The 23648-nt window shown below is 45.3% G+C and carries 25 protein-coding genes; 9 read left to right on the top strand and 16 right to left on the bottom strand.

Annotation, left to right across the window (positions count from 1 at the left end):
- Window positions 1–21 precede the first annotated feature (21 nt).
- The 10 genes from QUA71_RS20090 to QUA71_RS20045 form a co-directional block, all read right to left on the bottom strand.
- The gene (locus QUA71_RS20090; protein ID WP_333287668.1) at window positions 22–747 is read right to left on the bottom strand and encodes a TVP38/TMEM64 family protein; all 726 of its coding nucleotides are present in this window, start codon (window positions 745–747) and stop codon (window positions 22–24) included.
- A gap of 98 nt (window positions 748–845) precedes the next feature.
- Complete coding sequence (gene arsS / locus QUA71_RS20085) at window positions 846–1832, bottom strand: arsenosugar biosynthesis radical SAM (seleno)protein ArsS (protein WP_333287666.1); 987 nt, start codon at window positions 1830–1832, stop codon at window positions 846–848.
- 230 nt (window positions 1833–2062) lie between these two features.
- Window positions 2063–2458 (bottom strand): arsenate reductase, glutathione/glutaredoxin type, encoded by a 396-nt coding sequence (gene arsC, locus QUA71_RS20080; RefSeq protein WP_006633827.1) that lies wholly within the window; start codon window positions 2456–2458, stop codon window positions 2063–2065.
- 64 nt (window positions 2459–2522) lie between these two features.
- Entirely contained in the window at window positions 2523–3182 is a 660-nt protein-coding gene (gene arsH / locus QUA71_RS20075) for an arsenical resistance protein ArsH (protein WP_333287664.1), read from the bottom strand.
- Window positions 3183–3189: 7 nt separating this feature from the next.
- Window positions 3190–3894: an MIP/aquaporin family protein gene (locus QUA71_RS20070; RefSeq protein WP_333287662.1), complete on the bottom strand. Its 705-nt coding sequence runs from the start codon at window positions 3892–3894 to the stop codon at window positions 3190–3192.
- Window positions 3895–3998: 104 nt separating this feature from the next.
- Window positions 3999–4340: a metalloregulator ArsR/SmtB family transcription factor gene (locus tag QUA71_RS20065; protein ID WP_333287660.1), complete on the bottom strand. Its 342-nt coding sequence runs from the start codon at window positions 4338–4340 to the stop codon at window positions 3999–4001.
- A 139-nt stretch (window positions 4341–4479) separates the two neighbouring features.
- Window positions 4480–5034 (bottom strand): inorganic phosphate transporter, encoded by a 555-nt coding sequence (locus tag QUA71_RS20060; protein ID WP_333287658.1) that lies wholly within the window; start codon window positions 5032–5034, stop codon window positions 4480–4482.
- Complete coding sequence (locus tag QUA71_RS20055) at window positions 5000–5593, bottom strand: inorganic phosphate transporter (RefSeq protein WP_333287656.1); 594 nt, start codon at window positions 5591–5593, stop codon at window positions 5000–5002. The genes QUA71_RS20060 and QUA71_RS20055 overlap by 35 nt, the downstream gene beginning before the upstream one ends.
- 233 nt (window positions 5594–5826) lie before the next feature.
- Complete coding sequence (locus QUA71_RS20050) at window positions 5827–6081, bottom strand: hypothetical protein (protein ID WP_006633832.1); 255 nt, start codon at window positions 6079–6081, stop codon at window positions 5827–5829.
- Window positions 6082–6258: 177 nt separating this feature from the next.
- Window positions 6259–6933 (bottom strand): HEAT repeat domain-containing protein, encoded by a 675-nt coding sequence (locus QUA71_RS20045; protein WP_333287654.1) that lies wholly within the window; start codon window positions 6931–6933, stop codon window positions 6259–6261.
- A 268-nt stretch (window positions 6934–7201) separates the two neighbouring features.
- Here QUA71_RS20045 and QUA71_RS20040 point away from each other — a divergent pair, with 268 nt between their 5' ends.
- Window positions 7202–9661, top strand: a complete 2460-nt coding sequence (locus tag QUA71_RS20040; protein WP_333287652.1) for a CBS domain-containing protein — start codon at window positions 7202–7204, stop codon at window positions 9659–9661.
- Window positions 9662–9876: 215 nt separating this feature from the next.
- Here the strand turns inward: QUA71_RS20040 and QUA71_RS20035 are convergent, their stop codons facing one another.
- The 5 genes from QUA71_RS20035 to QUA71_RS20015 all read right to left on the bottom strand — a co-directional run bounded on the left by QUA71_RS20035 (window position 9877) and on the right by QUA71_RS20015 (window position 16882).
- Entirely contained in the window at window positions 9877–12234 is a 2358-nt protein-coding gene (locus QUA71_RS20035; protein WP_333287650.1) for a polysaccharide biosynthesis tyrosine autokinase, read from the bottom strand.
- A 1039-nt stretch (window positions 12235–13273) separates the two neighbouring features.
- Window positions 13274–14704, bottom strand: a complete 1431-nt coding sequence (locus tag QUA71_RS20030) for an MFS transporter (protein WP_333287648.1) — start codon at window positions 14702–14704, stop codon at window positions 13274–13276.
- Between the two features lie 213 nt (window positions 14705–14917).
- Complete coding sequence (locus QUA71_RS20025) at window positions 14918–15475, bottom strand: Uma2 family endonuclease (protein ID WP_190732282.1); 558 nt, start codon at window positions 15473–15475, stop codon at window positions 14918–14920.
- 59 nt (window positions 15476–15534) lie between these two features.
- Window positions 15535–16089, bottom strand: a complete 555-nt coding sequence (locus QUA71_RS20020) for a hypothetical protein (protein ID WP_190732284.1) — start codon at window positions 16087–16089, stop codon at window positions 15535–15537.
- Between the two features lie 115 nt (window positions 16090–16204).
- Window positions 16205–16882 carry an ATP-dependent Zn protease gene (locus QUA71_RS20015; protein ID WP_333287646.1) on the bottom strand — a complete coding sequence of 226 codons (678 nt, stop codon included), beginning with the start codon at window positions 16880–16882 and terminating at the stop codon, window positions 16205–16207.
- Between the two features lie 57 nt (window positions 16883–16939).
- Here QUA71_RS20015 and QUA71_RS20010 point away from each other — a divergent pair, with 57 nt between their 5' ends.
- From QUA71_RS20010 to rpsN, 6 genes are all read left to right on the top strand, one after another.
- Window positions 16940–17101: a hypothetical protein gene (locus QUA71_RS20010; protein ID WP_333221131.1), complete on the top strand. Its 162-nt coding sequence runs from the start codon at window positions 16940–16942 to the stop codon at window positions 17099–17101.
- A 35-nt stretch (window positions 17102–17136) separates the two neighbouring features.
- The gene (rseP, locus tag QUA71_RS20005) at window positions 17137–18231 is read left to right on the top strand and encodes an RIP metalloprotease RseP (protein ID WP_333287644.1); all 1095 of its coding nucleotides are present in this window, start codon (window positions 17137–17139) and stop codon (window positions 18229–18231) included.
- A 206-nt stretch (window positions 18232–18437) separates the two neighbouring features.
- Window positions 18438–19085, top strand: coding sequence for an endonuclease III (nth, locus tag QUA71_RS20000; RefSeq protein WP_333287642.1), 648 nt, complete (start codon window positions 18438–18440; stop codon window positions 19083–19085).
- A gap of 160 nt (window positions 19086–19245) precedes the next feature.
- Window positions 19246–19497 carry a hypothetical protein gene (locus QUA71_RS19995; RefSeq protein ID WP_333221125.1) on the top strand — a complete coding sequence of 84 codons (252 nt, stop codon included), beginning with the start codon at window positions 19246–19248 and terminating at the stop codon, window positions 19495–19497.
- Window positions 19497–19829 (top strand): type II toxin-antitoxin system RelE/ParE family toxin, encoded by a 333-nt coding sequence (locus QUA71_RS19990; RefSeq protein WP_006633843.1) that lies wholly within the window; start codon window positions 19497–19499, stop codon window positions 19827–19829. Before QUA71_RS19995 ends, QUA71_RS19990 begins: the two co-directional genes overlap by 1 nt.
- Window positions 19830–20009: 180 nt before the next feature.
- Entirely contained in the window at window positions 20010–20312 is a 303-nt protein-coding gene (gene rpsN, locus QUA71_RS19985) for a 30S ribosomal protein S14 (RefSeq protein ID WP_006633844.1), read from the top strand.
- 132 nt (window positions 20313–20444) lie between these two features.
- On the opposite strand, the gene QUA71_RS19980 is transcribed toward rpsN, so the two are convergent.
- Complete coding sequence (locus tag QUA71_RS19980) at window positions 20445–20774, bottom strand: hypothetical protein (protein WP_333049991.1); 330 nt, start codon at window positions 20772–20774, stop codon at window positions 20445–20447.
- Between the two features lie 46 nt (window positions 20775–20820).
- Between QUA71_RS19980 and aat the strand changes: the two genes are divergently transcribed.
- Together aat and QUA71_RS19970 are read left to right on the top strand one after the other, a co-directional pair.
- Window positions 20821–21417 carry a leucyl/phenylalanyl-tRNA--protein transferase gene (gene aat / locus QUA71_RS19975; RefSeq protein ID WP_445243806.1) on the top strand — a complete coding sequence of 199 codons (597 nt, stop codon included), beginning with the start codon at window positions 20821–20823 and terminating at the stop codon, window positions 21415–21417.
- Window positions 21418–21486: 69 nt separating this feature from the next.
- Window positions 21487–23409, top strand: coding sequence for a HEAT repeat domain-containing protein (locus tag QUA71_RS19970; RefSeq protein WP_333287639.1), 1923 nt, complete (start codon window positions 21487–21489; stop codon window positions 23407–23409).
- The last annotated feature ends 239 nt before the right edge of the window (window positions 23410–23648 follow it).

The raw sequence follows: 23648 nt of genomic DNA, 5'->3' as shown, positions 1-23648 counted from the left end.
TTACCAATTTGCGCTGTGGTTTCAAGGGGAAATTTTTTCGTCTAAAGCTTTCTTAGCCAAGCGGGTTGCATAAACGGTGAGGGCGATCGTTGCTAGCAAACCAATGCCGTAGAGAGCCCACTCAGCAGCAGTGCGCGATCGCCCTTGCGCTCCAAGTGCAGTCAAACTCCCGGCCAGGGAACCGATATAAACATACATGACAGTTCCCGGAATCATGCCGATCCAAGATGCCAAAAAATAGTCTTTTAAAGATACCTGCGTGACTCCGAAAGCATAGTTAAGCAAATTAAACGGAAAAATGGGAGAAAGCCTCGTCAGCAGCACAATTTTCCATCCTTCAGAAGCAACTGCGGAGTCGATCGCCTTAAATTTTTGATTGCCCTCTATCTGTTTGGAAACCCAGTCGCGAGTTAAATACCTTCCTGTTAAAAAAGCGCAAGTTGCGCCTAAAACCGAGCCGATGGAAACACAAACCGAACCGCCAACGACTCCGAACAAAACGCCAGAACCGAGAGTCAGCAAAGAACCAGGGATAAATAGAACCGTTGCTACAATGTAAATTAGAATAAAAGCTGCCGGGCCCCAAGGGCCGAGACTCGCGATCGACTCCAGGGCATTTTTCAGAATTCCTTGAAAGTTAAAAAACCTGGTCGCAGCAATTAAAGCCACAGCTAAACCAATCCCTAAAATCAGCTTCCACCTGTTTGATGTTGGCGGATTTTCCTCGGGCGATCGCGAATCATTCATTACCTAAACTCCCCAGTCTAAATTGCATACACCCTAAGCTTGGCAGTTGCGCTTTAGCGCTGCAATACTCTGTAATAAAGCGCAACTTTTCCCTTAAATTAAATCAAAGTACCGCCGCAGCTAGAACCGCAACCTGCCGTACAGCCGTAACAATAAGCAGCAGTTTGCACCTCTTGAATCACCTCTAAACTCCCAGATTCCAGCAATTTAGCAACAGTTATCTTTTCCCCGCTGCCAGTTTTCGCCGGCAGATTTTCCATTTGGTTAAAATCGCAGTCGTAGACATTGCCCAAATAGTCGATAGACAATTCGTTGCGGCACATTAAATGTTCCAGAGTACCGGGGTTAAAATTCTCCTCCAAAAACCCCAGATAAGGCTTGTGCAGTTTCTTATGTTCCAAATGAAACTTAGTCCGTCCCACCGGCAAATTAGTAATCGCGAACAATTGATTAAAACAAATCCCAAAATGTTCGGCTAAATAAATCTTGTAATCTTGCTCTAACTTGCCTTGTTCCGGTGTTAGCGAAAACTTGTCTGTAGCCGGCACTTGTGGATTGTACACCAAATCGAGAATTAAATTTGGGTTTTTTCCGTATCCCAACTGATTTAGCTTTTGCAGCGCCCGAATCGAACTGTCAAAAACACCGTTGCCGCGCATTTTGTCCACATTGTCAGCTTGGTAGCAGGGAAGCGACGCCACAATTCTGAGTTGGTGCTGCGCGCAATATTCGGGAATATCTTCAAAATCTTTTTCAAAGTAAATCGTCAAATTAGAACGAACAATTACCTCTTTACCTGCCGCCCTGGCAGCTTCCGCTAGCGGTTTAAAACCGTAAAGCATTTCGGGAGCACCGCCGGTGAGATCAACTGTTTTAATTTGAGGAAAGCGGCGAATGATTTCAATTAATTGGTCGCAAATTTCCGGGGAAAGTTCTTCTGTTCGTTTCGGGCTAGCTTCTACGTGGCAGTGAGTGCAAGCGAGGTTGCAGCGTTTGCCGAGATTAATTTGTAAAACTGTAATCTGCTTTTTAGTTAAAGCTGAGTTAATTTTGTTTTTGAAAGGCGTGACTGCTGTCTGAATCATGTGCTAACCTTTTGGTTTGTGCTCGCAACGAATGTAGAGGCGTTCCGGCGGAACGCCTCTCATAATTTAGCACTAATTCTTTGGATGCGACAGCGACTAATTTGAATGATTGGCAACAAAGTTAATTGAAACTCACATCTTGCACCATTCTTAAGAACAGGCAAGATGCCTGTTCCACAAAAGTTAATTTTCTTGTGGGGTGGGCATCCTGCCCGCCCGTCTACTTAATCTTACTTGAGAGAGTCAACTAATGTTTCAACTCGTGCTTTAATTTCATCTCGAACGCGGTGAAAAGTTTCGATGGGTTGTCCGTCGGGGTCGTCGAGTTGCCAATCTTCAAACACTTCTCGCAATACCCACGCTTCGGGTAAATTCACGCCGCAGCCGCACAAAGAAATTACTGCATCGTAGTCTTCTGCATTGAATTCGCTTAATGGGTTAGATGTTTGATCGGTGATATCAATGCCGATTTCTGACATGACTTGAATTGCTGTCGGATGAACTCTGCTTGATTCTAACCCGGAACTGGTGACTCCAATCTTGCCGGCTCCGATGGTTTTAGCGAATCCTTCTGCCATTTGCGATCTGCAAGAGTTTCTTTTGCAAACAAACATTACTTTTTTCATGCTTTTTGTTGGTTGTGAGTTGTTAGTTGTTGGTTATGGGTTGTTGTCGGGGTTCCAGGGGTTTCTAAGCGCCCGGTAATTCAAGGGCGCGATTTGCTAGTGCGATCGCCTCTTTAGCTGCTTGTTCCTTGCGTTCGCTGTAGCGATCGGTCAAATAGTCGGCTTGCTCCCGCAACAGCAGGGTAAACTTGTACAGTTCCTCCATTACGTCGATCGCGCGATCGCGATAAGGCGAATCCTTCATCGTCCCATCTTCATTAAATTCCTGATAAGCTTTCGCAACCGAAGACTGGTTCGGAATCGTAAACATCCGCATCCACCGGCCCAAAATTCTCAAAGTATTGACAGCATTAAAAGATTGCGAACCGCCGCTAACTTGCATCACCGCCAAAGTTCGGCCTTGAGTCGGTCTGACAGCCCCAATGCTTAAAGGAATCCAGTCAATTTGATTTTTCATAATGCCGGTAATATTGCCGTGCATTTCTGGACTAGACCACACTTGACCCTCCGACCATAGGCTCAATTCGCGCAACTCTTGAACCTTCGGATGAGTATCAGGAACGCTGCCGTAAATCGGCAATTCAAGAGGATTAAAGAACCTAACCTCTGCACCGAAATCCTCAATAATTCTCGCCGATTCTTCCGCCAACAAACGGCTGTAAGAACGCTCTCTTAAAGAGCCGTATAGAAACAAAATTCTCGGTTTGTGCGTAAAACTTGTCATGATACTTTCAATTAAAATCCCGAAATCCGTTAGACAATTCCCGATAAACTGCGACTGCTAATTGTGCTCCCCAGATAGGAGCCACCCAGTAAACCCAGTGGTGTTCCCAAATGCCGCCCACTAAAGCCGGGCCGAGAGAGCGTGCCGGATTCATGCTAGCTCCGGTAATCGGCCCCATAAATGCAGCTTCTAACCCTACAGTTAACCCAATTGCTATCCCGGCAAAGCCGATGTGAGCGCGTCTATCTAGTCCCGAGCCGAGGATAACAAACATTAAGATAAAGGTCAAAACAGTTTCTAAAATTAGAGACTGCAACCAGTGACCATTAAGAGGGATAGTTGCACCGAGATTTGCTACTTCACCTAAAGTAATTAGCAGCAGTTGAGAAGCTGCGATTGCACCCGCACACTGCGCTAAAACGTAAGGCAAAACTTTATATTTTGGGAAAAAACCGCTCGCCCAAAACCCTAAAGTTACGGCAGGATTAAAGTGTGCACCGCTGATGTGTCCGATCGCGTAAATCATGGCACATACTACTGCACCAAATACAAAACTGACGCCTAAATGAGTTACGGAACCAGCGCTAGTTTTGTTAACCATCACCGCGCCGGTGCCTGCAAAAACCAAAATAAATGTACCTAGAAATTCGGCGATCGCCTCTCGCCTGCAATCGGGCCGAGTACAAGCTAACCTATGAGCTATTGCATCCATCGCTCTCAACTAATTGGTTCCATGCCATCATATCAAAAAAAATTGATATGTCAATCCTCAAACACTCCATATCAGTATTTGAGTGATTAAGAAATGCTGATAGGTTAAACCGCGTCGGAACAGGGGCGCGCCGGCAGGATCTGGCTGAAGCGGCGGTATTCGGCGAGGTACTGTTCGAGGGCGACAAACTGCGTCAAATTGAGGCTGTAGTAAATCCAGCGGCCTTCTTGGCGGCTGCGGACTAAACCGGCTTCTTTTAGGGTTTTGAGGTGGAAAGAGAGTTTAGGCTGAGAGACAGAAAGTCGATCGCACAAATCGCACACGCACAACTCCTGTTCCCGCAGCAACTCCAAAATCTGAAGCCGCAGGGGGTCGGAAAGAGCGTGAAAGCCAGCACCAATCCATTTATCTGCAGCAGGCGGCGCGATCGTAGAATTTTTAACCATAAATTACCCTTAAATTTTTATTCCAAAACTCCCGGCGCGATTTCTTGTTTTTAGCGTTAGATTTGGTAAGGTTATCCTTTGATGGCAATCCCCAATCAACTGCGAACTCTTTCTATTCTATGACTAACGATTAAAATTTTTACCGATGCAACACCCCGTAAGCACAGCCGCTGATTGCCGCAGCAATTGGCAAGGTCAAAATCCATGATAGTAGAATCTGATAGAAAACGCGCACATTAGCTTTTTTTGAAATCAATCCAACACCAAAAATTGAACCTACCGAAACATGGGTTGTAGAAACTGGAAGCCCATAACGACTGGCAACAATAACTAAAAATCCAGTCACTAAGTTTGCCACCAGTCCTTGACCCGTATTCATTGCTGTCAGCTTTTTGCTCATTGTTTCGGCAACTTTTTTAGCATTCAATAAACCGCCGAGCGCCATTCCCAAAGCTACTGCTAAACTTCCCCACTGAACTGATATTGATTGACCGACTAACATGAGCGAAACAATTTTCGGCGTATCGTTCAATCCTCTGGCAAAACTGACGATTCCCGCACTCATAAAATGGCAAACATCCACTAACTTTTGGCTGGGGATTTGTAAGAAATTTCCCCGGTACCTTTGCGTGCATTTATCTAGAGAATCGACGGCGACATCAGCGGTTGTGATGCTTAAGTATGTTAGTTGCATCGGGCTGGGGAATCGGAATAATCTGTTGAATTTGACCAGCGCAAATACACCATTCTTTCTGGATTCCTAAATAAACTCGCAGGTAGCGAGACAGCGCATAAATTAAAGCTCCTAATAGAATCGCAATCATGGGACTCAGCAACAAAGGCATTAGAAAATTTTTCTGCAATGCAGTAAAATTAACTTGAGTACCAATTGCTACTAAACCTGCACCGCTAAGGGCACCTGTAAGACCGTGAGTTGTGGAAATAGGGAATCCAGTTAAGGTAGCAAGAATAACGGTTAAACCCGCAGCGATCGCGACTGCCAAATGAAAATCTTGACCATTGGCGATCTCGTCTGGAACTAGCCCTTTTCCCGAAAAGCTTTTTACCAGCGTTTCTGCTAAAAAAATAGAAAATATTGAACCTGCAAAAGTTGTGATAGTGGCCCAACCAATTGCTGTTTTATAGTTCGTGGTCTGACTGCCAAAGAGTGTCGCCACGCCTTTAAAATTATCATTAGCACCATTGCAGTATGCTAAAAAAAACGTGGCGATAAATAGGGCAATAAGTAACATTCTCTTACTCAGAATAAGTGTGGTTTATTTAAAACTGTTTTTGACCCGGGCCGCTACAGCACCGAATTTGATTGTAGAGACACAGGTGCATCAAAAAAAATAATGAAAATATTAAGATTTCTTTGGAAGGCGAGCGAGCGCATCTTAATTTCGCGCCAGCAACATGGTCACGATATTGAACGATATTATAATTAAGGCTCGGCGATCGCTTCAGGTACGCTCAACCCACCCATTCACTTAGGATTCTGTACCCTTGCCGGCACATCTGTCAGTCCCGCCTTCTGCATCAGCGAAATCACCCCTATAGACAGAATTCCCCCAATAATTGCCCCGACAACTACCAGGATAATAAAGACTTTTTGCAGAGTTTTTTTAGTTGCCGGGTGGTACTGTCTCGGCAATGCTTCACCTTGATCGTCAACTTCTTGCTCCAAGGGGTCTAGGGGATTGGAGGGATTTGAGTTAAAGGGATTGGGCGCTTGATTCATGGTTAGTTTGAGTTAAAGGAGATTGACAACTATTTTAACTGGCGATTTAGCCTTGCAGCTTAAATAATACATTCTGGTTTTACTGAATACTCTATAAATTTTATTAAGATTGCTAAAATACGGATTAACCCGGTTTATTTAATAAACCGGGTTTTTCAACATACTAAAAGTTTTATGTCACGCTTCTGCTTTTGACAGGCGATCGAGAGAAATTGTTGCCGCCTTAGATACTTGAGAATTCCTATCTTTTTCTAAGTATTTCAAAGCCGAAACGCTCTTAACACTCGGCAAATTGCCCAAAGCTTCAGCCAGCCTCTGGCGAATCAGCCAATCTTCCGACTGAGCAAAATTGAGGATGCGATCGATCGCCCCAATTTCCTTAATTTCCCCCAAAGCCGAAATTGCCGCCTGCTGGATCACCACTTGCTCGCTGTCGAGAGCTTTCAGCAGCACGTCGCGAGCTCGGGGATCTTTGAGATTTCCCAGAGAAACAGCAGCACTGAAGCGCACCAGCCATTGAGTATCTTCGTAAAAAGCCCGCACCAAAGCGTCAAAAGCTCTGATATCTTCCAGATAGCCCAAAGCACCCGCAGCGTCAGCGCGAATGCCGTAATCCGGGTCTGTTTCTAGCAATTTGACTAAAATAGGATAGCACTCTGCTGTCGGTTTGACCCCGAGAGCAAACACAGCCATCGAGCGCACTTGCAAACTTTCGTCGTTCAACACCTTTTTAATCAAAGGCACCGCCTCTGCAGCAGGCACGTTCCGCAAGTTGGCCAAAGCCACCATTCGATCGGCTGAATTTTCGCTTTCTAACTTGGCTGCAATTTGCTCTAAGCTTAAAGTTGTCATTATGGATAAATCTTGTAGTAAAACTTTACATTCGGGTTATTTTGATTATAGGAGAGTCTTAGGAGAAAAGCAGGCAGTAAAAACCGCCCAAGGATTTGAGATCGGTGAGATTGCGAATTAGTGGCACCATTAATCTAAAGCTCAGATTGCGTGGAAATAATCAATGAGAAAGTTTATTATTTAAATCCCAAGCACAGGCGAGGTGTTTCTGCCGTTCCCTAAGGCTTTGCCCGATAGTTAGCCGCCCTCTGACAACCTGCAATCAACTATGCCGTTTTACCACCCGCCCTTTTACTCCTCAGCCTTAGAACAAGCGATCGACCGCTACCCCCTAACTGCCGGGCCAGAAACTTCCTTAGCAGCGGCGATCGCCCTGATGAGTCAGTTGCAAAACAGTTGTCCCCTAGTCAAAACACCTGTACCCTCAGACCGGGGGGGGATGACCGAAACCTCCCCGCCGGACAAGGTGCGGGCCCGGTGCGTGCTCGTCGTGCAGAACCAGCAGACTATTACCACAGGGAACTTATCCGATAGCCCCACGCGCGGACTGTTAATCGGCATATTAACTCCCGCCGACTTAGTGAGGCTGATAGCTTCTGGCAAAATAGACACCCAGCACAAAGTAGCCCTGCACAAAATACCAATTTCTGAAGTGATGTCCCCGGTTTCGGTCTCCCTCACAGAATCCGACGACCAAGACGTGTTTACCGCTTTATCCTTATTTCGCCAGCACAAGATTCGCTATTTGCCGATCGTCAATCAATTGGGCCACTTGTTAGGAGTGCTGACGCGGGAAAGAATTCGCCAAGTATTGCAGCCTTCAAACATTCTCAAGTTGCGGCGGGTAGCAGAATTGATGACTACGCCAATTACAGCACCCCACACCGCCTCGCTGCAGAGTATAACCGAACTGATGTCTGAGCATCAAGTCAGTTGCGTAGTCATCACAAAAAACAAAGAATTAACAATGGAGAAGCCCAAAGATGACTATACCTCCATTTTTCACTATTCCTTTCACCAACCCCTGGGAATTGTTACCGAATACGACATCGTGCAGGCACAGTTTCTCGAACTAAATTTCGAGCAAACCCCAGCTCAAAAAGTCATGAGAACTCCCCTGCAATTTCTTCAACCTTCCGATTCCCTGTGGACGGCCCACAAAGAAATGGAGCAGCAACAAGTGCAGCGGTTGGTCGTGTGCGGGGGGCGCGGAGAACTGTTGGGAATTATTACTCAGACCAGCTTGCTCAGAGTCCTCGACCCCACCGAAATGTACCGAGTTGTCAAACAGTTGCAGCAGTCGGTTTATCAGCTCCAAGCCGAAAAAGTGGAACTGTTGCAAAGCCGCAACGCCAAACTGGAACAGCAGGTGCGGGAACGGACTGCAAAACTCCACGAACAATTGCAGCGCGATCGGTTGTTAACTCACATTTCCTTGCGGATTCACCAATCCTTAAACCTCGAAGAAATTCTCAACGCCAGCGTCGATGAAGTCCGCCAAGTTTTGCAAGCTGACCGAGTAGCAATCCTGCATTTAGAGTCCAGCAATTACGGCATTGTAGTGGCAGAATCCGTTGCCGAAAATTGGCCTTCAATCTTGGGAGAAATCATGCCGGATAATATTTGGCAAGAATCGGCTTCCGTGATCGAACAGGAAATTTATGCGGTTCCGGACCTCGACCAAGCCTGTTTGAGCGCCGAAAAATATGCCCGGTTCCAGCAAGCGCAAATCAAAGCTTATTTGATTGTACCAATTTTGCAAGACGGCAATTTGTGGGGGATGATGTGTGTCCATCAGTGTTCCCAATCCCGTCAGTGGCAACCTTCGGAAGTGGATTTGCTGCTGCAACTGGCAACTCAAATCGCGATCGCCATTCAGCAAGCCCAACTCTATCAGCAAGTCCAAAATCTCAACACCGACCTGGAACGCCAAGTCCAAGAACGCACCGCCGAATTGCAGCAAAAAGTTCACGAACTCCAGCATTTAAACGTCCTCAAAGATGAATTTCTCAGCACCGTTTCTCACGAACTGCGGACGCCTTTAGCTAATATAAAAATGGCTATTCATATGTTGAGAATTTCTCCCACGCTAGATCGGCGCCAGATTTATCTAGAAATTTTAGAAACAGAATGTACTAGAGAAACAGATTTGATTAATGCTTTGCTAGATTTGCAGCGGCTCGAAGCCGCAACTTGTCCGATCGACCTCGAACCAGTAAACTTAGAAGTCTGGCTGCCTACTATTATCGACCCGTTTTACACCCGGGCCCACGACCGCCACCAGGATTTGCGAGTAGAGTGCGATCGCCACCTCCCCACGATCAGTTCCAACCGCGCTAGTTTGGGACGAATTTTAGCCGAGCTCCTCAACAATGCGTGCAAATATACTGCCAATGACGGCGAAATTTTTCTGAAAGTTGAGTGCAAAAACGGAGACGGGGAACAGGGAGGACAAAGGACAAATTCGCGACAAGCAAGTGCCGTGGCTTCAGAAATCCAATTTACACTCAGCAATCAATCGTCCATTTCCATAGAGGAATTGCCTCGAATTTTTGAGAAATTTTATCGAGTTCCCAACGCCGATCCTTGGAAACAAGGAGGTACAGGTTTGGGTTTAGCTTTGGTTCAAAAACTTGTCGAACAGTTGCAGGGAAAAATTGAGGTTGAAAGCAGGAATGGCTGGACTAATTTTACCGTCACATTTCCTACCAACCCGGATGGAAATTAGTGCCCCATCAGTCAATTTTAGATTTTAGATCTTAGACTTCGGTCTAAGAGGTTAGGCGAGCGCTTAGTCAAGTCGCGCTCACTCGAACGATTTTAGATTTTCGATTTACTCCACAGACGAATCTGGGAGCTTGAACAAGAGTCTAAAATTTTAGGAGTGCCATGACTCCTGTCGGGGGCTGGTATTCATTTTTTGGGGGTCAGCTTTTTTGGGTGTCACTCTTTTTTAGGAGCTAGTTTGCGGATACGAGACGGTGCTGGTACCAAATTCAAATATTCATTTTTACCTTCAACAACTGATGATCTAGATGCTGGATACTTCTTGCGTTTAGTGGCATGATTCGCCACTGTGCCCAAGCATGGTATGCCAAAATTTTCTAATTGACTGAAAACTTTTTTGACTACAGAAAAGGGAACCTGCTTAATTGCTACAACCATCAGTATGCCATCGGTGCGCGCCGCTAAAAAATTCGTATCTTTACTGTCCGCCAGCGGCGGCGTATCGTAGATAACTAAGTCAAATTTTGCCTGAAGTTCTTCCATTAAATACTGCATCTGAGATGATGCCAGCCGTCTAGCAGTACCAGGCTCCGGGAGACCGGCAGTTAATACAAAAAGATTATCTGCTAGATGCGATCGTTGGATAATTTCATGGGGTTCGTTTTTATTATTGAGCAAGTTGCTCAATCCCTTGACATTAGGCAGTTCCAACAGCAAGTGCAGGCTGGGGGAATGCAAATTGGCGTCTACTAACAGCACTCGCTGACCCGCCAGCGCTGCCACGTGAGCTAAGTTTAAAGCAACGGTAGACTTGCCTTCGCCAACTGTAGCCGAACCAATTGCCAAAGAGCTAATCGTTCGATTTGAAGAAAGAAAGCGGATATTAGTATAAAGAGAGTCAAAAGCTTCTATAAATTCCGCAGCATTTTTCTTATTACCCTCTTTTCCTTCAAGATAAGCATAGGCATTAGCAATAGAAGGCGGCAATTTTCTAGCATTTTTGTCAAGAGGGATTGCTCCCAATAAAGGTGCTTCAACCGCATCTTTAACGTCATCAGCACAGTAGAAAATATTGCGTAACTTTTCAATTAGGATAGCCGTTCCCAGACCCAAAACTAGCGCCCCAACAACTGCCATCATCAATTTGTTTTTAGCTTTCGATGGAACTGCCATCAGCTCGCCCTTCTCATCCCGCGGTATGCCTGGTTCAGAAACTATTTCCCAAGGTACTTGGCTTTGAGCTGCTTGGACGCGCAGAGTTTCCCGCTGACTTAAAAGTTGATCGCGGGTGCGGGCAGCTACTTCTAATTGCTGTTGCAGTTCGTTGTAGCGCCGGGCTATGGTGGGGAATTCTGTTGCTTGTCGGTTTAGATTGTTTTTAGTTTGGGTGATTGCTTGAAGGCGAGCTTCTAAGACTTCAACTTGGTTAGCAGTATCAACCAATTGTTTAATCAAGCCTATGCGAATAGAATTTTGAAAATTCTGAACTTTAGAATTAGCTTGGGTGCCTACTAAATTTTGCCCCAAAATTCGAGCAGTTTGCTGGTTGAGCAAAGCTACTAAATTTGCCCGCTTGCGCTCTAAAGCTTCCACTATAGGGTTAGCAGATTTAAAACGAGCTGTTTCTACAGCAATCTGACCTTCTACTTCCTTAACCTTGGTCAGCAACTCTTTATATTGAGGTTCTTCGCTTAAAGCTGAAGCGGCAATAGCTTCATTGGGTGTAAAATCTAATTGTTTTTGCAAGTTAGCGTACAGCGTTTTCTGTTCTTGCAGTAGCCTTTGAGTTTCTAACTCTAAAGTTTCTACAGTGCGAACTTGCTCGATCAATTGCGCGCCTTGTTCTTTAGGATCGGTAATCTGTTGCTGCTGCTGTATCACCTGTAACTCCGATTGCAGCTTGTTTACGCGCTTATTGAGTCCCGGAAGCTGGTCTTCAATAAATTTAACACCTTCACCAATCCGAGTCTTGCGTTCATCAAGACTGTACTTTAAATATTTCTTTTTAGTTTCTTGTAAAACGAACTCAATTAATTTAGGGTCATCCCCCATGAAGCGAACTTGCAAAATTTTAGTCATCGTCATCTCATCTTCTCCCATCCGCAAAACGACTAATTCTTTTTCAAGAATTTTTTCGGTAACTTTTGGATATCGTTTTTGGACTTGTTTGGCAATAGCAGAAAGCATCTGAGGACTCTTGAGAATTTCAAGTTGAGTTGCGTAGTCCAAACTAAAAAAATCTCGATTAGGTACTCCTCCCCCCTCGGTGCGATTGGCGAGGGCAGCGGGGTCAGCAATTCTGGCCTCCGTTGTCACTGGTTCCACTAGCATCCGAAAATCGCCTTGATATGTTTTCTTGCCTCCCTGGATCTGATAAACAGCTCCAGCGCCTACTAGACCTATAATCCCAATAATGATTAGGGCTTTTCGCTGAAAAGTCCTCAACAACGGTTTTACATTCAATCCTTTCTGAGGCTGCGCGCTTAACTCTTCTCCCTCGTCAACGGAAAATTGCTGCACCTGTCGGCTCTGGTTGCTAATGGGTACGATATGAGCGTCCTGTTCTCTTTCCATGTTGACCTCTTTCATATTTTGGGGGTAAAATCAGCTTTGTTCTGCGAGCCTTCTAGTTGATACTTTGAGCATTGGCTTAAGGATATCACACGAGATTCTTGGTTGGTCGAACCCAATTCCTTCTAATAGTTCTCACTCTTTTCACCTAGTATACAAAAATAACTAAATCCCTATGCTGTGCCGGCTGCCAAAGTTATTTTACAACTTCTGGAGAGTTGTATCGGACTGCATTTGGGTCTGCTGCGTTGTGCTTGTATGTAGGGTTTCCGGGCGACGAAGCAAACTTTTTCCGGTGTCGCTCAGCTTCGCGGTAGGGGCGCAATAACTTTACCAAACTTTTACAATTGACTGTAACACCTCAGCCGTCGCTTGCGCTGGTATTGCTTTGTAATCTATGACCTTTTTCGCTTCGCAGTCAACGGCAGAAGCATATGTTAACTTACTCATTAACTGACAGGCTAAAACGTTTGGCATTTTCCATGTAGATATAATTAGTAACATTCAGCAAATTTTTGGAACGGCAACTAATCGAATTAATTTCCGATAAAAATCCGTCTTTTCTTTTAATTATAAACTTTTTGAGTAGCTGGATGACTGTTGAAGTTTAGACAGTTACTCACAGTTCCAGTATATCACACACTACTCTCAATAGTGCGCGACAGACATAAAATTTAATAATTTGTTTTTTTCAAGCTCGATCGACATCTCGAACAACTCAAGCCTTCTGGGTCTTTCCACCGGGGCGGATGGCGCTACGCACTTTATATTTCTGCGTAAAAAAAAGTAGGTTTCTGGGTGCCGGGACTCTTACTAAAACTATCGCTTTTATTCGCCTTCCAAGCAAGCTATAGCAATCCTTTCGGTAAACGCGCAACGGGCTTTTTTTTGAATTAACGGATGCAATAAGAAGATGACACATTGTCAAACAAAAAAAAGAGTTCGCACAGGATGGGAGGATTGCTATAGCTCTGGCTCGGATTAGCTATTGGTAGTTGTTGTTTTTAGATTTTACTAATAACCAACTACTCCTTATTAGCGCTTACTGATTTTGTGCTTTTCTTTCTCGAAGTTTCAACAATATTTCTGCATGAACTTCGCGGGTTATGGGATAAAAATATGTAAGAATCATGCCAGCAATTAAAGCAATTGTGGGCAGAGGCCCGATCGCAACTCGAATCGCAAACAGTGCAGACTCTGGCTGTACGGGTGCAGGCTGTCCCGGAACTGTAGATAAAAATCCAGCTCCTTCTAATGCTTGGCCTACCAACCACAAACCCCCTGCCAATCCGATTTTTTGTAGCAGTACCATAAACGAATAGAAAACGCCTTCGCGTCTTTCTCCTGTTTGCAGTTCGTCGAGTTCGATCACATCCGGTATCATCGACCAAGGTATTAGATAAGCCGTGGAAACTCCGACACCTGCCATGACTGCTAATAAGTACATCTGCAATACTTGTCCTGGTTGGAGGAAAAACAGTCCAGCTTGGGCAATAATCCACAAACTCATGCCCATAAAATATACGGCTTTTTTGCCGTATCTCTCGCTAACTTTACTCCAAACAAATAGCAGGATTAATGCAGTGCCTTGAACTGCGAGCGCAACTAAGTAAAAAACGTACTCTGGCTGTTGCATCCAGTTAACAACAAAAAATGGAATAATAGTAGCAGTCAACTGCACTCCCAGCCAAGAAAAAAGATAAATTCCAATTACGTACAAAAAAGGGCGATTGCTAAATGCAATCTGCAACTGTTCTTTCAGTGGCAACGATGTAGAATTATCTAGTTCTGCGTTTTCTAATAGTTGGGCTGCGAGGTGCTTGCGAGTTCCCCAAACACACCAATACAAAGGCAAGACAGAGATAACTGCACAGATTGCACCTAATACTAAGTATTGTTGATAGGGGTTGTTTTGAAATACACGAGAGAGAATAAAACCTAAGATTAATGAAAAGATGCTGCCCCCAAGTGAAAAAGCAAACCGGAAACTATTCAGGCTAGTGCGTTCGTTGTAGTCTTGGGTTAATGCTGGGGTGAGCGCGGTGTAAGGCAGGTTAACGGCGGTGTAAGCTGTGTTAAAAAGGATAGCGATCACAACATAGTACCAAAATAACACTGTGCGATCGGTGCTAGGTACAATCCACTGCAATAAGAAGAATATGCCGAAGGGAATGCCACCATATATCATCCAAGGATATCGGCGGCCCCAAGGGTGAGAAGTGCGATCGCTCAAAACCCCCACAATCGGGTCATTTATGGCATCCCAAATCTTACCAACTACCAAAATATTGCTGGCTAAGCCAGCAGGTAAACCAGCGACATTGGTAAAGAAAATTAGCAGGCAAAATGCCAAAACATTAGCGGTAATTGCCGGGCCTAGATCGCCGGCACCGTAAGCTAATTTTGTCGAGAGGCTGAGTTTTTGTGTTGCGGGGTTGTCGGCGGCTGGTTGAGGCGGGGAAGTGTTGCTCATAAACTTTGATTTCGGGATGTTTTTGCAGTCACAGTCTTTCCAGTAGGAGTATAACTCACGCTACGCCCTAATACTAAGTTTTTTGTAGCGATCGGGACGACTCTGAAGATTTGGTAATTGATAATTGGGTAATTGGTAATTGATAGGTTGATGGGGGCAGGTTTACGAGATTATTTGTCTTAGGCAATTATTCTTAGTAAAACCTGCCCCTACTTAAGGAAAAAGTTGCGAAATCTGAACTTCTATTTCTGGAAATGCCAGCATTGACAAAACATCATCTTCATTAAATACAGTTTCTTGTCGGTAGTTTGCCTCGCCCGGTTCGCGAAAAACATAAACTTGCCGCGTGTTAACATCAAGTATCCAATAATCAGTAATTCCCGCCTTAGCATAAGCCGGTGCTTTCCGCTTGCGGTCTGTTTCTAAAGTCGTGTCAGCTATTTCTATTAATAAGAAAATATTGTCTGGTGCGGGATGAAAATCTTGGTACAGCCGAGGGTCGATTTGCACTACAGCAATATCCGGTTCTGGTTCTGAATTATAACTTAGAGCGATCGGGTCTTGGATGCGAATTAAAGCAAGTCCTGCCAGCAGATTTCTGAGATAGTCGGCTGCACAGAGATTAGTTGCTGCGTGGGGAGGATTTTTTGCACTCATTGAAATAATTTGCCCGTCAATTAATTCGACTCGTTCATCGGGATTGAGAATGCCTGTTTCGGTCATGCGGCGATATTCCTCTACAGTCCACAAGCGTAAATCTGTTACAGTCATGGCACAATTTCCTTGGGCGATATTATCTATTATCGATTCACATTCTAGTTTTTCTTAAATTACTCGGTCAACAATCTCGATTTAGCTGTAATTGCTCCCACACACCACAAAATGGCATTGACAATTTCCGATCGCTGAATATCTTCTGCGTCTAAAAAACTTGCAAACTCTTCCTCAATATTCAAATGATCGGCAAAATCATAAAGTATGCGCTTGTATTCCGTTGGCATCGGTATTAAAGTAGCTTTCACTAAATCGAAAAGCGCGTTCAAACAGTTGAGTATAGTAGCTGACTCGTCACAATCTTCGGCATCGAGCAAGTACAGCGTTTCTGCAATGTCGCAAATAGCGTCTATTTGTGTGGGTGGCTTTCCCACTTCGCTGACATCGATATTGCACAATTGGAGAGCGTTAATCGCTAGTTCTGGACGGGTAAAAAATACAAGTTGACCGCCGGCTACTAAGGGTGGCTCTTGTTCTCCATAGACAATTAGAGTATATAGATTTGGTATTTCGGTGCCGGGGTCGATCCGGAAACCGAACAGCCACAACAATTTTTCTGTATTTGGGTTCGCTGTTTGCAGTGTTGTTGGGAAACTTTTTGGTTCTGACATGAATTTTTAATCCCTATAATACGCTCTTAAACTCGGTTTATATACATTTTTTTTGGAGTTGTGATAAATCTACATATCGACCGGGTTTATAAGGCAAGAGTGCGTAACCTTTTTCCTATAAATTTTGCTGAATTATGTCGCAGCATTCGGCAACAGTTGCTCTTTCTTCCATTGCGGTCACTAGGGCTTCGTAAGCTGATTGGTGGCTTTCTATCAGGTTTTTTGCTCGCAGCAAACCCCAGTTTTGTTTGAGTTGAATCTCGGAACTTGGACGGCGCAGTTGTGTTAATATTGCACTAATTTTGGTGCGGTCTTCTGCTCCTCCTTCTGCACTGCCGTAAACAAATTTTTCGGCGACTATTCCGGCCATCCACACGGTGCAGTATTGGTCTAAAAGTTGGGCGGAAAGAGTGCCACTTTGGAGTTGAGATGCTAATTGTTCGTCTTCAAATCGGACGCCGCCTTGGGCTGTTTGACCTTGTTTAAATGCTTCCCAAGCGCTGAGGGCGTAGCTGGTTACGGGAATTCCCAAGAGGTGGGCAACTAGGAAGTGTCCGGCTTCGTGGTGAAGGATACGATCGCGCTTTTGTTTGGAAGTTCCCCCCAGCCAATCTAATAAAATAGTACCGCCTTGACCTTGCCACTGGAAACTGTCAAGGGTCGCTAGCCCCAACAGGCAAAAAGTGGCGATCGCAGGTACGGCTTCTGGCAAGTTGAATAGGGGCCCCAACAATATTGAAACGGTGATGGCAAAGATAGAAATAGCGATAATATTCAAAGAAGTGTCTTTCATAATGGGGAATGGGTAACTGGGAATTGGTAATGGGGAATTTGTAATAGGGAATTGGTAATGGGAATTGGTTTTAGAGGTAAACTCAGGTACGATCGCGCGATCGGTTTGGCAGCGTCGGGTCGATCGCAGCACCCGGGACTTCCGACAAAAACACCACCTTCCAGTTTGACTGAAAATTGTCCCTCCGAAGCCACTGATATTAAAAAGATATTAAAATAAATCAAAGTCCAGTAAAAGTGTTAGTGGAATCCTTCATGTCAGTTTTGGCAGCGATCGCAGTTTTAGGTATCTTGATTGTCGTTCACGAACTCGGCCACTTCTTGGCGGCGAGACTTCAACACATCCACGTCAACCGCTTCTCCATCGGTTTCGGGCCCATCCTCTGGAAGTACCAAGGCCCGGAAACTGAGTATGCCCTCCGCGCCTTTCCCCTGGGAGGTTTCGTGGGTTTCCCGGACGACGATCCCGAGAGTACAATTCCCCCAAATGACCCGAATTTGCTCAAAAATCGCCCCGTGCTCGATCGGGCGATCGTCATTAGTGCAGGGGTAATTGCCAACTTAATTTTTGCTTATTTCCTGCTGGTGGTGCAATTGACCACTGTCGGCGCTGCACAAATGAACTACCTACCGGGAGTTAAAGTCCCGGAAGTCGCCGCAGAAGTCAGCTCGGCCGCGAAACAAGCGGGAATTCGATCGGGCGACGTTGTTCTGTCTGTTGACGGCAAGGAATTGGGGGCTTCCGCTGAAGCAAGCAAATTATTGGTCGCAGCAATCGAACATAATCCCAACCAACCCCTAGCGTTGGAAATTCAGCGCCAAGAACAAAAATTTGTGGTGACAGTCACTCCTGAACTGTCGCCCGAGGGTAAAGGTCGCATTGGCGTGAAGCTAATTAATAACGGCACTGTCGTGCGGCAGAGAGTCGGAATTGTAGAGGCGTTTAGCAAGGCCGCCACAGAATTTGAGCGGATTGTGGTGCTGACGGTTCAAGGTTTTGGGCAGTTATTTAGCAATTTCAGCCAGACTGCCGACAAGTTGTCCGGGCCTGTGGCGATTGTGGCGATTGGTGCAGGGATTGCCGAATCGGATGCTGCGAGTTTGTTTCAGTATGCTGTGCTAATTAGCATCAATTTGGCTGTGATTAATATCTTGCCTTTACCTGCTTTAGATGGCGGCCAGCTAGCTTTTCTGTTAATAGAAGGACTGCGGGGCACTCCTCTGCCGAACCGCATTCAGGAAAATGTTATGCAGACGGGTTTGGTGTTGTTGCTGGGTTTGGGAATTTTCTTGATTATTCGCGATACAGCTAATTTGGCTGGGATAGATTTTCGATTTTTAATGCAATAGTAAATGAAGAAAGAGGGAAGAAGGAAGAAGGAAGAAGGAAGAATTATGTCTACTTTTCCGTTTTCCTATTTTTTCCTCTACTTTTTTTGCTACGCAAGCGAGGCAGAGCCTCTGGTTATGGGTTCCCTGGTCGTGCCTGGGAACCAGTTAAAAACAAATAACAAATGACTACTGATTAGTGACTAATGACTAATGACTACTGACTAATGCCTAAAAAGTTAAGTTTAAAACAACGATCGCTCGAAATTCTGATTCGCCTCAAACGCCTCTATCCAGAAGCTCCTTGCACTCTCAACTACGAAACTCCCGTGCAGTTGCTGGTGGCGACAATTCTCTCGGCTCAGTGTACGGACGATCGAGTAAATTTGGTAACGCCGGCTTTGTTTGAGCGTTTTCCCGATGCGGTTGCTTTGGCAAATGCTGATTTAGAAGAACTCGAAAGTCTCGTGCGATCGACTGGTTTCTACCGCAATAAGTCTAAAAACATTAAAGGTGCTTGTCAGGCGATCGTCAATAAATTTAACAATCAAGTGCCGCAGCGGATGGAACTGCTGCTAGAATTGCCCGGAGTTGCCCGCAAAACAGCTAATGTCGTTCTCGCTCACGCTTTTGGTATTAATATGGGCGTGACAGTAGACACTCACGTCAAACGTTTGACTCAGCGGTTGGGATTGACCGAACATACCGATCCTACAAGGATCGAGCGGGATTTGATGATATTGTTGCCGCAGCCGGATTGGGAAAATTGGTCGATTCGGTTGGTTTATCACGGCAGGGCAGTTTGTAATGCGAGAAATCCGGCTTGCAATATTTGCGAACTTGCAGATTTGTGCCCTTCTGCTAATATTTCCTAGGGTGCGTCAGTGCGGAGGCTAGCAACTAGGATTAAACAATAGGAGCTGACACACCTTACAATTGCTGAGATGAAAAGTTTGTGAATAAAGTTTGTCAGTCGATCGTTTTTTTACTTTGCTATAATTATTGTCAACAGCTTAATGCTAAGGAAGTAAGTATATGAGTATTGCGATTTCCCTCAGTCCAGAAATAGAGGCACTACTTCGTGAAAAAGCCACTCGGGAAGGACAAGATATTAGCCTTGTTGCGGCCCAATTGCTAACTCGGATATTAGAATGGGAAGCCCGAGACTCTGAAGAAGCTATTGAGGGTATTCAGGAGGGGTTAAATGATTTTGAGTTAGGACGGTTCCGTTCTTTTGATGAATTTGCTAAATCACAGCGCACAAAGTACAGTTTTCCAACAAACTGATGAGATATCTCATAGAAATTTCTAGCGTTGCAGAAGCACAAGCGGATAGTGCATTCCTGCTCTTATCTCAGATGACATCACCAGAGAAAGCAAGGGAGTGGTATGAGGGATTGTTGAAGGCGATCGAGTCTTTATCAGCGATGCCAAAACGCTGTCCTCTCGCCAGGGAAAATCAATACTTCAGTAAAGAAATTAGGCAGTTACTTTACGGTAAAGGGCGCAACTCATACCGCATTCTTTTCACTATTGCCGAAAGTGAAGATGTGTCCGCAGTTCGCATCCTCCACATTCGACACGCTGCACAACAAACTCTTGGCGAGAACCAAGAGTAGTTCCTAGGGTGCGTCAGCTCGAATTAGAGCAACTGTCAATCGCACAATATTAGCTGAGGCATCCTGCAAATGATATAAGTTGTTGGGTGTAAATAAAAATATTTAAAACTAAAGTTATCCAAAAAGACAAAAATATAGTAAAATAGTAGATTGTGATTAATCTAAGGATATCAACAGATTATGGCTAAGAAGAGCATGGTCGAGCGCGAGAAAAAGCGCCAGAGACTCGTAGACAAGTACGCCGACAAGCGGGAAGACCTGAAAGACCAGTTTGACCAAGCTAACAATCAGATGGACAAAATGGCGATTCACCGCCAACTGCAACAGCTACCCCGCAGCAGTTCGCGGACTCGCTTGCGGAACCGCTGCTGGGCAACTGGACGGCCCAGAGGTTACTATCGTGACTTCGGACTGTCTCGCAACATGATGCGAGAAATGGCTCACGAAGGTCTTTTGCCCGGTGTTGTGAAGTCTAGCTGGTAGCACGAAGGAAGAAGGAAGAAGGAAGAAGGAAGAAGGAAGGAAGAAGAAAAAAACTCACAATTAATCGGCAGGATTAGGTTTGGGGTTGATTTTTGTTTCAGACTTATGAGTTAAATTTTTCTCCTTCTTGCTTCACTGGCCACAGCATTTATCGATGCCGAGACTTTCGAGTAACAAGTCGCTGACGGCGTTGGCGATCGCAAATTCGCCGTAGAAGCTTTTAGAAAAATCATAGGCCTGCATTTCGGTGACGATCGCAATTACGAGGCTGCCCAAGTCGTTTTCGCCTTCCATACGCTGGCGGACATAGATTTGGGCAGCTCTTTTAGCTATTTGCTGGTTGGCTGCTTCTGGGATAAACTCGGAGTCTAGCCATGCCAGCAGCGTTTGTTGGAGCCATTGGCCTTCTTGTTCGGGGTTTTTCGCGGGCGGTAAGGTAATAGGTTCAATGATTTCAGACATGATTATTCCTAATTGCTAATGTTGACTTTGAAAAGTTAACTGAGAAATGACAACTGATAAATATATGCAATATGATATACCGACAATTATACAAGGATACGCGCAAGGCTATTTCTTGATGGCCAATGACGGCGAGGAAAGTTTGGGGTGGTATTCGAGCCGGCAGCGGGCGCTGATTCCCCTGGATGAAAGATTTACCTATCCGAAATCCCTGCGTCGCCAAATCAATCAAAATCGATTTTCGGTGGCTGTAAACCGCGATTTTGGGGCGGTGGTTGAGGGTTGTGCCGATCGCGAAACGACTTGGATTTCTAAGGAGCTCAAGAAGATTTACTGGGGTTTGTATGAGGCCGGTTGGGCTTACAGCTTCGAGACTTGGTGCGGGGACGAATTGGCGGGCGGTATTCTCGGATTGTCGATCGGCGGTGCGTTTATTGGGGAGTCGATGTTTTACCGAATTCCCGAGGGTTCTAAGGTGGCGATGGTGAAGTTGGTGGAGAGATTGCGCGATCGATCTTATCTGCTTTTCGACGCTCAAATGAACAATCCGCACTTGGAAAGATTCGGCGCTTATACTGTTAAGGAAAAACTGTACAACACTCTTTTGCAAGCAGCTTTGAAGCGCCGCTGCTCGCTATTGTGATAGCTTTGAGCTAATCAGGACTCAATTTTGCGACTGCCAACCACTTTTATTATGGAGAATTAACCGGATATGATATTATCTCTTTATGCTTGGGAGTTTTTGCGGGAATTTGAAAAACAAAAAACGATTGAATTAGATGACTTGATTCAAGTTTACCGGGAACACTGGCGAGATGAGTCTTGGCATGAAGTGTTAGGTTTAATGGCAGGAATGGTGGATGCTAAATTTACCGGTGAAGTCCTGGAATACCTGATTGGTGAAAATGGGGAAGCAGAAAAGTTTAGCAATCTATTTTTGGCGGCGGAGTGTGTTTCCGAAGTCAAGAATAGAAATGATATCGCTGCTATTGCTAGTAAGTTGCGCGAGCGAGTCAAAGAGTTAACTAAATACGAAAATAGCAGTGCTTCTACACCTCAAGAAGATGACAACCTAGATTGGGAAATTCGCAGACAAGCAGTACCAGCACCTCAAGAAGATGACAACCTAGTTTATGAAATTCGCCGACAAGCAGTAGCAGCAGTTGCAGCAACTTGGAAAGATGACCCGGAAACCTTACCTTGGCTCAAACAACGGGCTCAATCTGATGATGATTGGGCTGTGCGAGAAGCAGCAGTTCAAGAATTAGCACGGGGGTGGAAAGATGACCCGGAAACCTTACCCATTCTCAAACAACGGGCTCAATCTGATGATGATTGGGCTGTGCGAGAAGCAGCAGTTCAAGAAATAGCACGGGGGTGGAAAGATGACCCGGAAACCTTACCTTGGCTCAAACAACGCACTCAATCAGACGATAATTGGGATGTGCGACAAGCAGCAGTCCAAGAAATAGCGCGGGGGTGGAAAGATGACCCGGAAACCTTACCTTGGCTCAAACAACGGGATCAATCTGATGATGATTGGGCTGTGCGACGTGCAGCAGTCCAAGAAATAGCGCGGGGGTGGAAAGATGACCCGGAAACCTTACCTATCCTCAAACAACGCGCTCAATCAGACGATGATTCGGATGTGCGAGGTGCAGCAGTCCAAGAAATAGCACGGGGGTGGAAAGATGACCCAGAAACCTTACCTTGGCTCAAACAACGCGCTCAATCAGACGATCATTCGGATGTGCGACGTGCAGCAGTCCAAGAAATAGCACGGGGGTGGAAAGATGACCCGGAAACCTTACCTTGGCTCAAACAACGCGCTCAATCAGACGATGATTCGGATGTGCGAGGTGCAGCAGTCGAAGAATTAGCACGGGGGTGGAAAGATGACCCGGAAACCTTACCTATCCTCAAACAACGCGCTCAATCAGACGATGATTCGGCTGTGCGACGTGCAGCAGTCGAAGAATTAGCACGGGGGTGGAAAGATGACCCGGAAACCTTACCTATCCTCAAACAACAGGCTCAATCAGACCATAATGTGCTTGTGCGACGTGCAGCAGTCGAAGAATTAGCACGGGGGTGGAAAGATGACCCAGAAACCTTACCTATCCTCAAACAACGCGCTCAATCAGACGATCAGTGGTATGTGCGACTTACAGCAGTCGAAGAATTAGCACGGGGGTGGAAAGATGACCCAGAAACCTTACCCATTCTCAAACAACACGCTCAATCAGACGATAATGGGTATGTGCGGTCTTCAGCAGTACAAGAATTAGCACGGGGGTGGAAAGATGACCCAGAAACCTTACCCATTCTCAAACAACACGCTCAATCAGACGATAATTGGGCTGTGCGATCTTCAGCAGTACAAGAATTAGCACGGGGGTGGAAAGATGACCCAGAATTATTTGAGTTATTGTGCGAGGTTGCTATCCATGATCCCTTCGATCGCAAGTATGATTGGCAAGATAATCCCCGGCAAACAGCTCTTGCAGCTATGATTGAGTTATATCCCGATCGCCCTCAAACTTTAGAACTTGTGCGCGATCGCGCTCAGAACGATTCTGACGACATTTTCCGCGAATTTGCCCAGAAAGAATTGGCAAAATTAGAACGCCAATGAGCGATATATTCGATCGCCGATCGCCATTTTTTCTAATTTTAGGAGTCCTTGGGTGGGGGCGGGTTTATGATATTATGGGTTTTAAACATAGATAGTTGGTAAAACCCGCCCCGACAAAATTATCAATTACCAATGATAAATTGCGGGTTGAACAATATCTATGTAGATACTGTCTTGACCTGTCAAGAGGTAGCGATCACATAATTGGGGTCGAAAGGCTTTTGGGATTTTAAAATACC

Source organism: Microcoleus sp. MON1_C5 (assembly GCF_036701875.1).
GTDB lineage: Bacteria > Cyanobacteriota > Cyanobacteriia > Cyanobacteriales > Microcoleaceae > Microcoleus.
The sequence above is the reverse complement of the archived record's forward strand: the minus strand, read 5'-3'. Positions and strand labels throughout refer to the sequence as shown.

Excerpts from the sequence above, each read along its gene's own strand:
- QUA71_RS20090 (WP_333287668.1), bottom strand. The coding sequence starts at position 747 with ATGAATGATTCGCGATCGCCCGAGGAAAATCCGCCAACATCAAACAGG.
- arsS (WP_333287666.1), bottom strand. The coding sequence starts at position 1,832 with ATGATTCAGACAGCAGTCACGCCTTTCAAAAACAAAATTAACTCAGCT.
- arsC (WP_006633827.1), bottom strand. The coding sequence starts at position 2,458 with ATGAAAAAAGTAATGTTTGTTTGCAAAAGAAACTCTTGCAGATCGCAA.
- arsH (WP_333287664.1), bottom strand. The coding sequence starts at position 3,182 with ATGACAAGTTTTACGCACAAACCGAGAATTTTGTTTCTATACGGCTCT.
- QUA71_RS20070 (WP_333287662.1), bottom strand. The coding sequence starts at position 3,894 with ATGGATGCAATAGCTCATAGGTTAGCTTGTACTCGGCCCGATTGCAGG.
- QUA71_RS20065 (WP_333287660.1), bottom strand. The coding sequence starts at position 4,340 with ATGGTTAAAAATTCTACGATCGCGCCGCCTGCTGCAGATAAATGGATT.
- QUA71_RS20060 (WP_333287658.1), bottom strand. The coding sequence starts at position 5,034 with ATGCAACTAACATACTTAAGCATCACAACCGCTGATGTCGCCGTCGAT.
- QUA71_RS20055 (WP_333287656.1), bottom strand. The coding sequence starts at position 5,593 with ATGTTACTTATTGCCCTATTTATCGCCACGTTTTTTTTAGCATACTGC.
- QUA71_RS20050 (WP_006633832.1), bottom strand. The coding sequence starts at position 6,081 with ATGAATCAAGCGCCCAATCCCTTTAACTCAAATCCCTCCAATCCCCTA.
- QUA71_RS20045 (WP_333287654.1), bottom strand. The coding sequence starts at position 6,933 with ATGACAACTTTAAGCTTAGAGCAAATTGCAGCCAAGTTAGAAAGCGAA.
- QUA71_RS20040 (WP_333287652.1), top strand. The coding sequence starts at position 7,202 with ATGCCGTTTTACCACCCGCCCTTTTACTCCTCAGCCTTAGAACAAGCG.
- QUA71_RS20035 (WP_333287650.1), bottom strand. The coding sequence starts at position 12,234 with ATGGAAAGAGAACAGGACGCTCATATCGTACCCATTAGCAACCAGAGC.
- QUA71_RS20030 (WP_333287648.1), bottom strand. The coding sequence starts at position 14,704 with ATGAGCAACACTTCCCCGCCTCAACCAGCCGCCGACAACCCCGCAACA.
- QUA71_RS20025 (WP_190732282.1), bottom strand. The coding sequence starts at position 15,475 with ATGACTGTAACAGATTTACGCTTGTGGACTGTAGAGGAATATCGCCGC.
- QUA71_RS20020 (WP_190732284.1), bottom strand. The coding sequence starts at position 16,089 with ATGTCAGAACCAAAAAGTTTCCCAACAACACTGCAAACAGCGAACCCA.
- QUA71_RS20015 (WP_333287646.1), bottom strand. The coding sequence starts at position 16,882 with ATGAAAGACACTTCTTTGAATATTATCGCTATTTCTATCTTTGCCATC.
- QUA71_RS20010 (WP_333221131.1), top strand. The coding sequence starts at position 16,940 with ATGGGAATTGGTTTTAGAGGTAAACTCAGGTACGATCGCGCGATCGGT.
- rseP (WP_333287644.1), top strand. The coding sequence starts at position 17,137 with ATGTCAGTTTTGGCAGCGATCGCAGTTTTAGGTATCTTGATTGTCGTT.
- nth (WP_333287642.1), top strand. The coding sequence starts at position 18,438 with ATGCCTAAAAAGTTAAGTTTAAAACAACGATCGCTCGAAATTCTGATT.
- QUA71_RS19995 (WP_333221125.1), top strand. The coding sequence starts at position 19,246 with ATGAGTATTGCGATTTCCCTCAGTCCAGAAATAGAGGCACTACTTCGT.
- QUA71_RS19990 (WP_006633843.1), top strand. The coding sequence starts at position 19,497 with ATGAGATATCTCATAGAAATTTCTAGCGTTGCAGAAGCACAAGCGGAT.
- rpsN (WP_006633844.1), top strand. The coding sequence starts at position 20,010 with ATGGCTAAGAAGAGCATGGTCGAGCGCGAGAAAAAGCGCCAGAGACTC.
- QUA71_RS19980 (WP_333049991.1), bottom strand. The coding sequence starts at position 20,774 with ATGTCTGAAATCATTGAACCTATTACCTTACCGCCCGCGAAAAACCCC.
- aat (WP_445243806.1), top strand. The coding sequence starts at position 20,821 with ATGACAACTGATAAATATATGCAATATGATATACCGACAATTATACAA.
- QUA71_RS19970 (WP_333287639.1), top strand. The coding sequence starts at position 21,487 with ATGATATTATCTCTTTATGCTTGGGAGTTTTTGCGGGAATTTGAAAAA.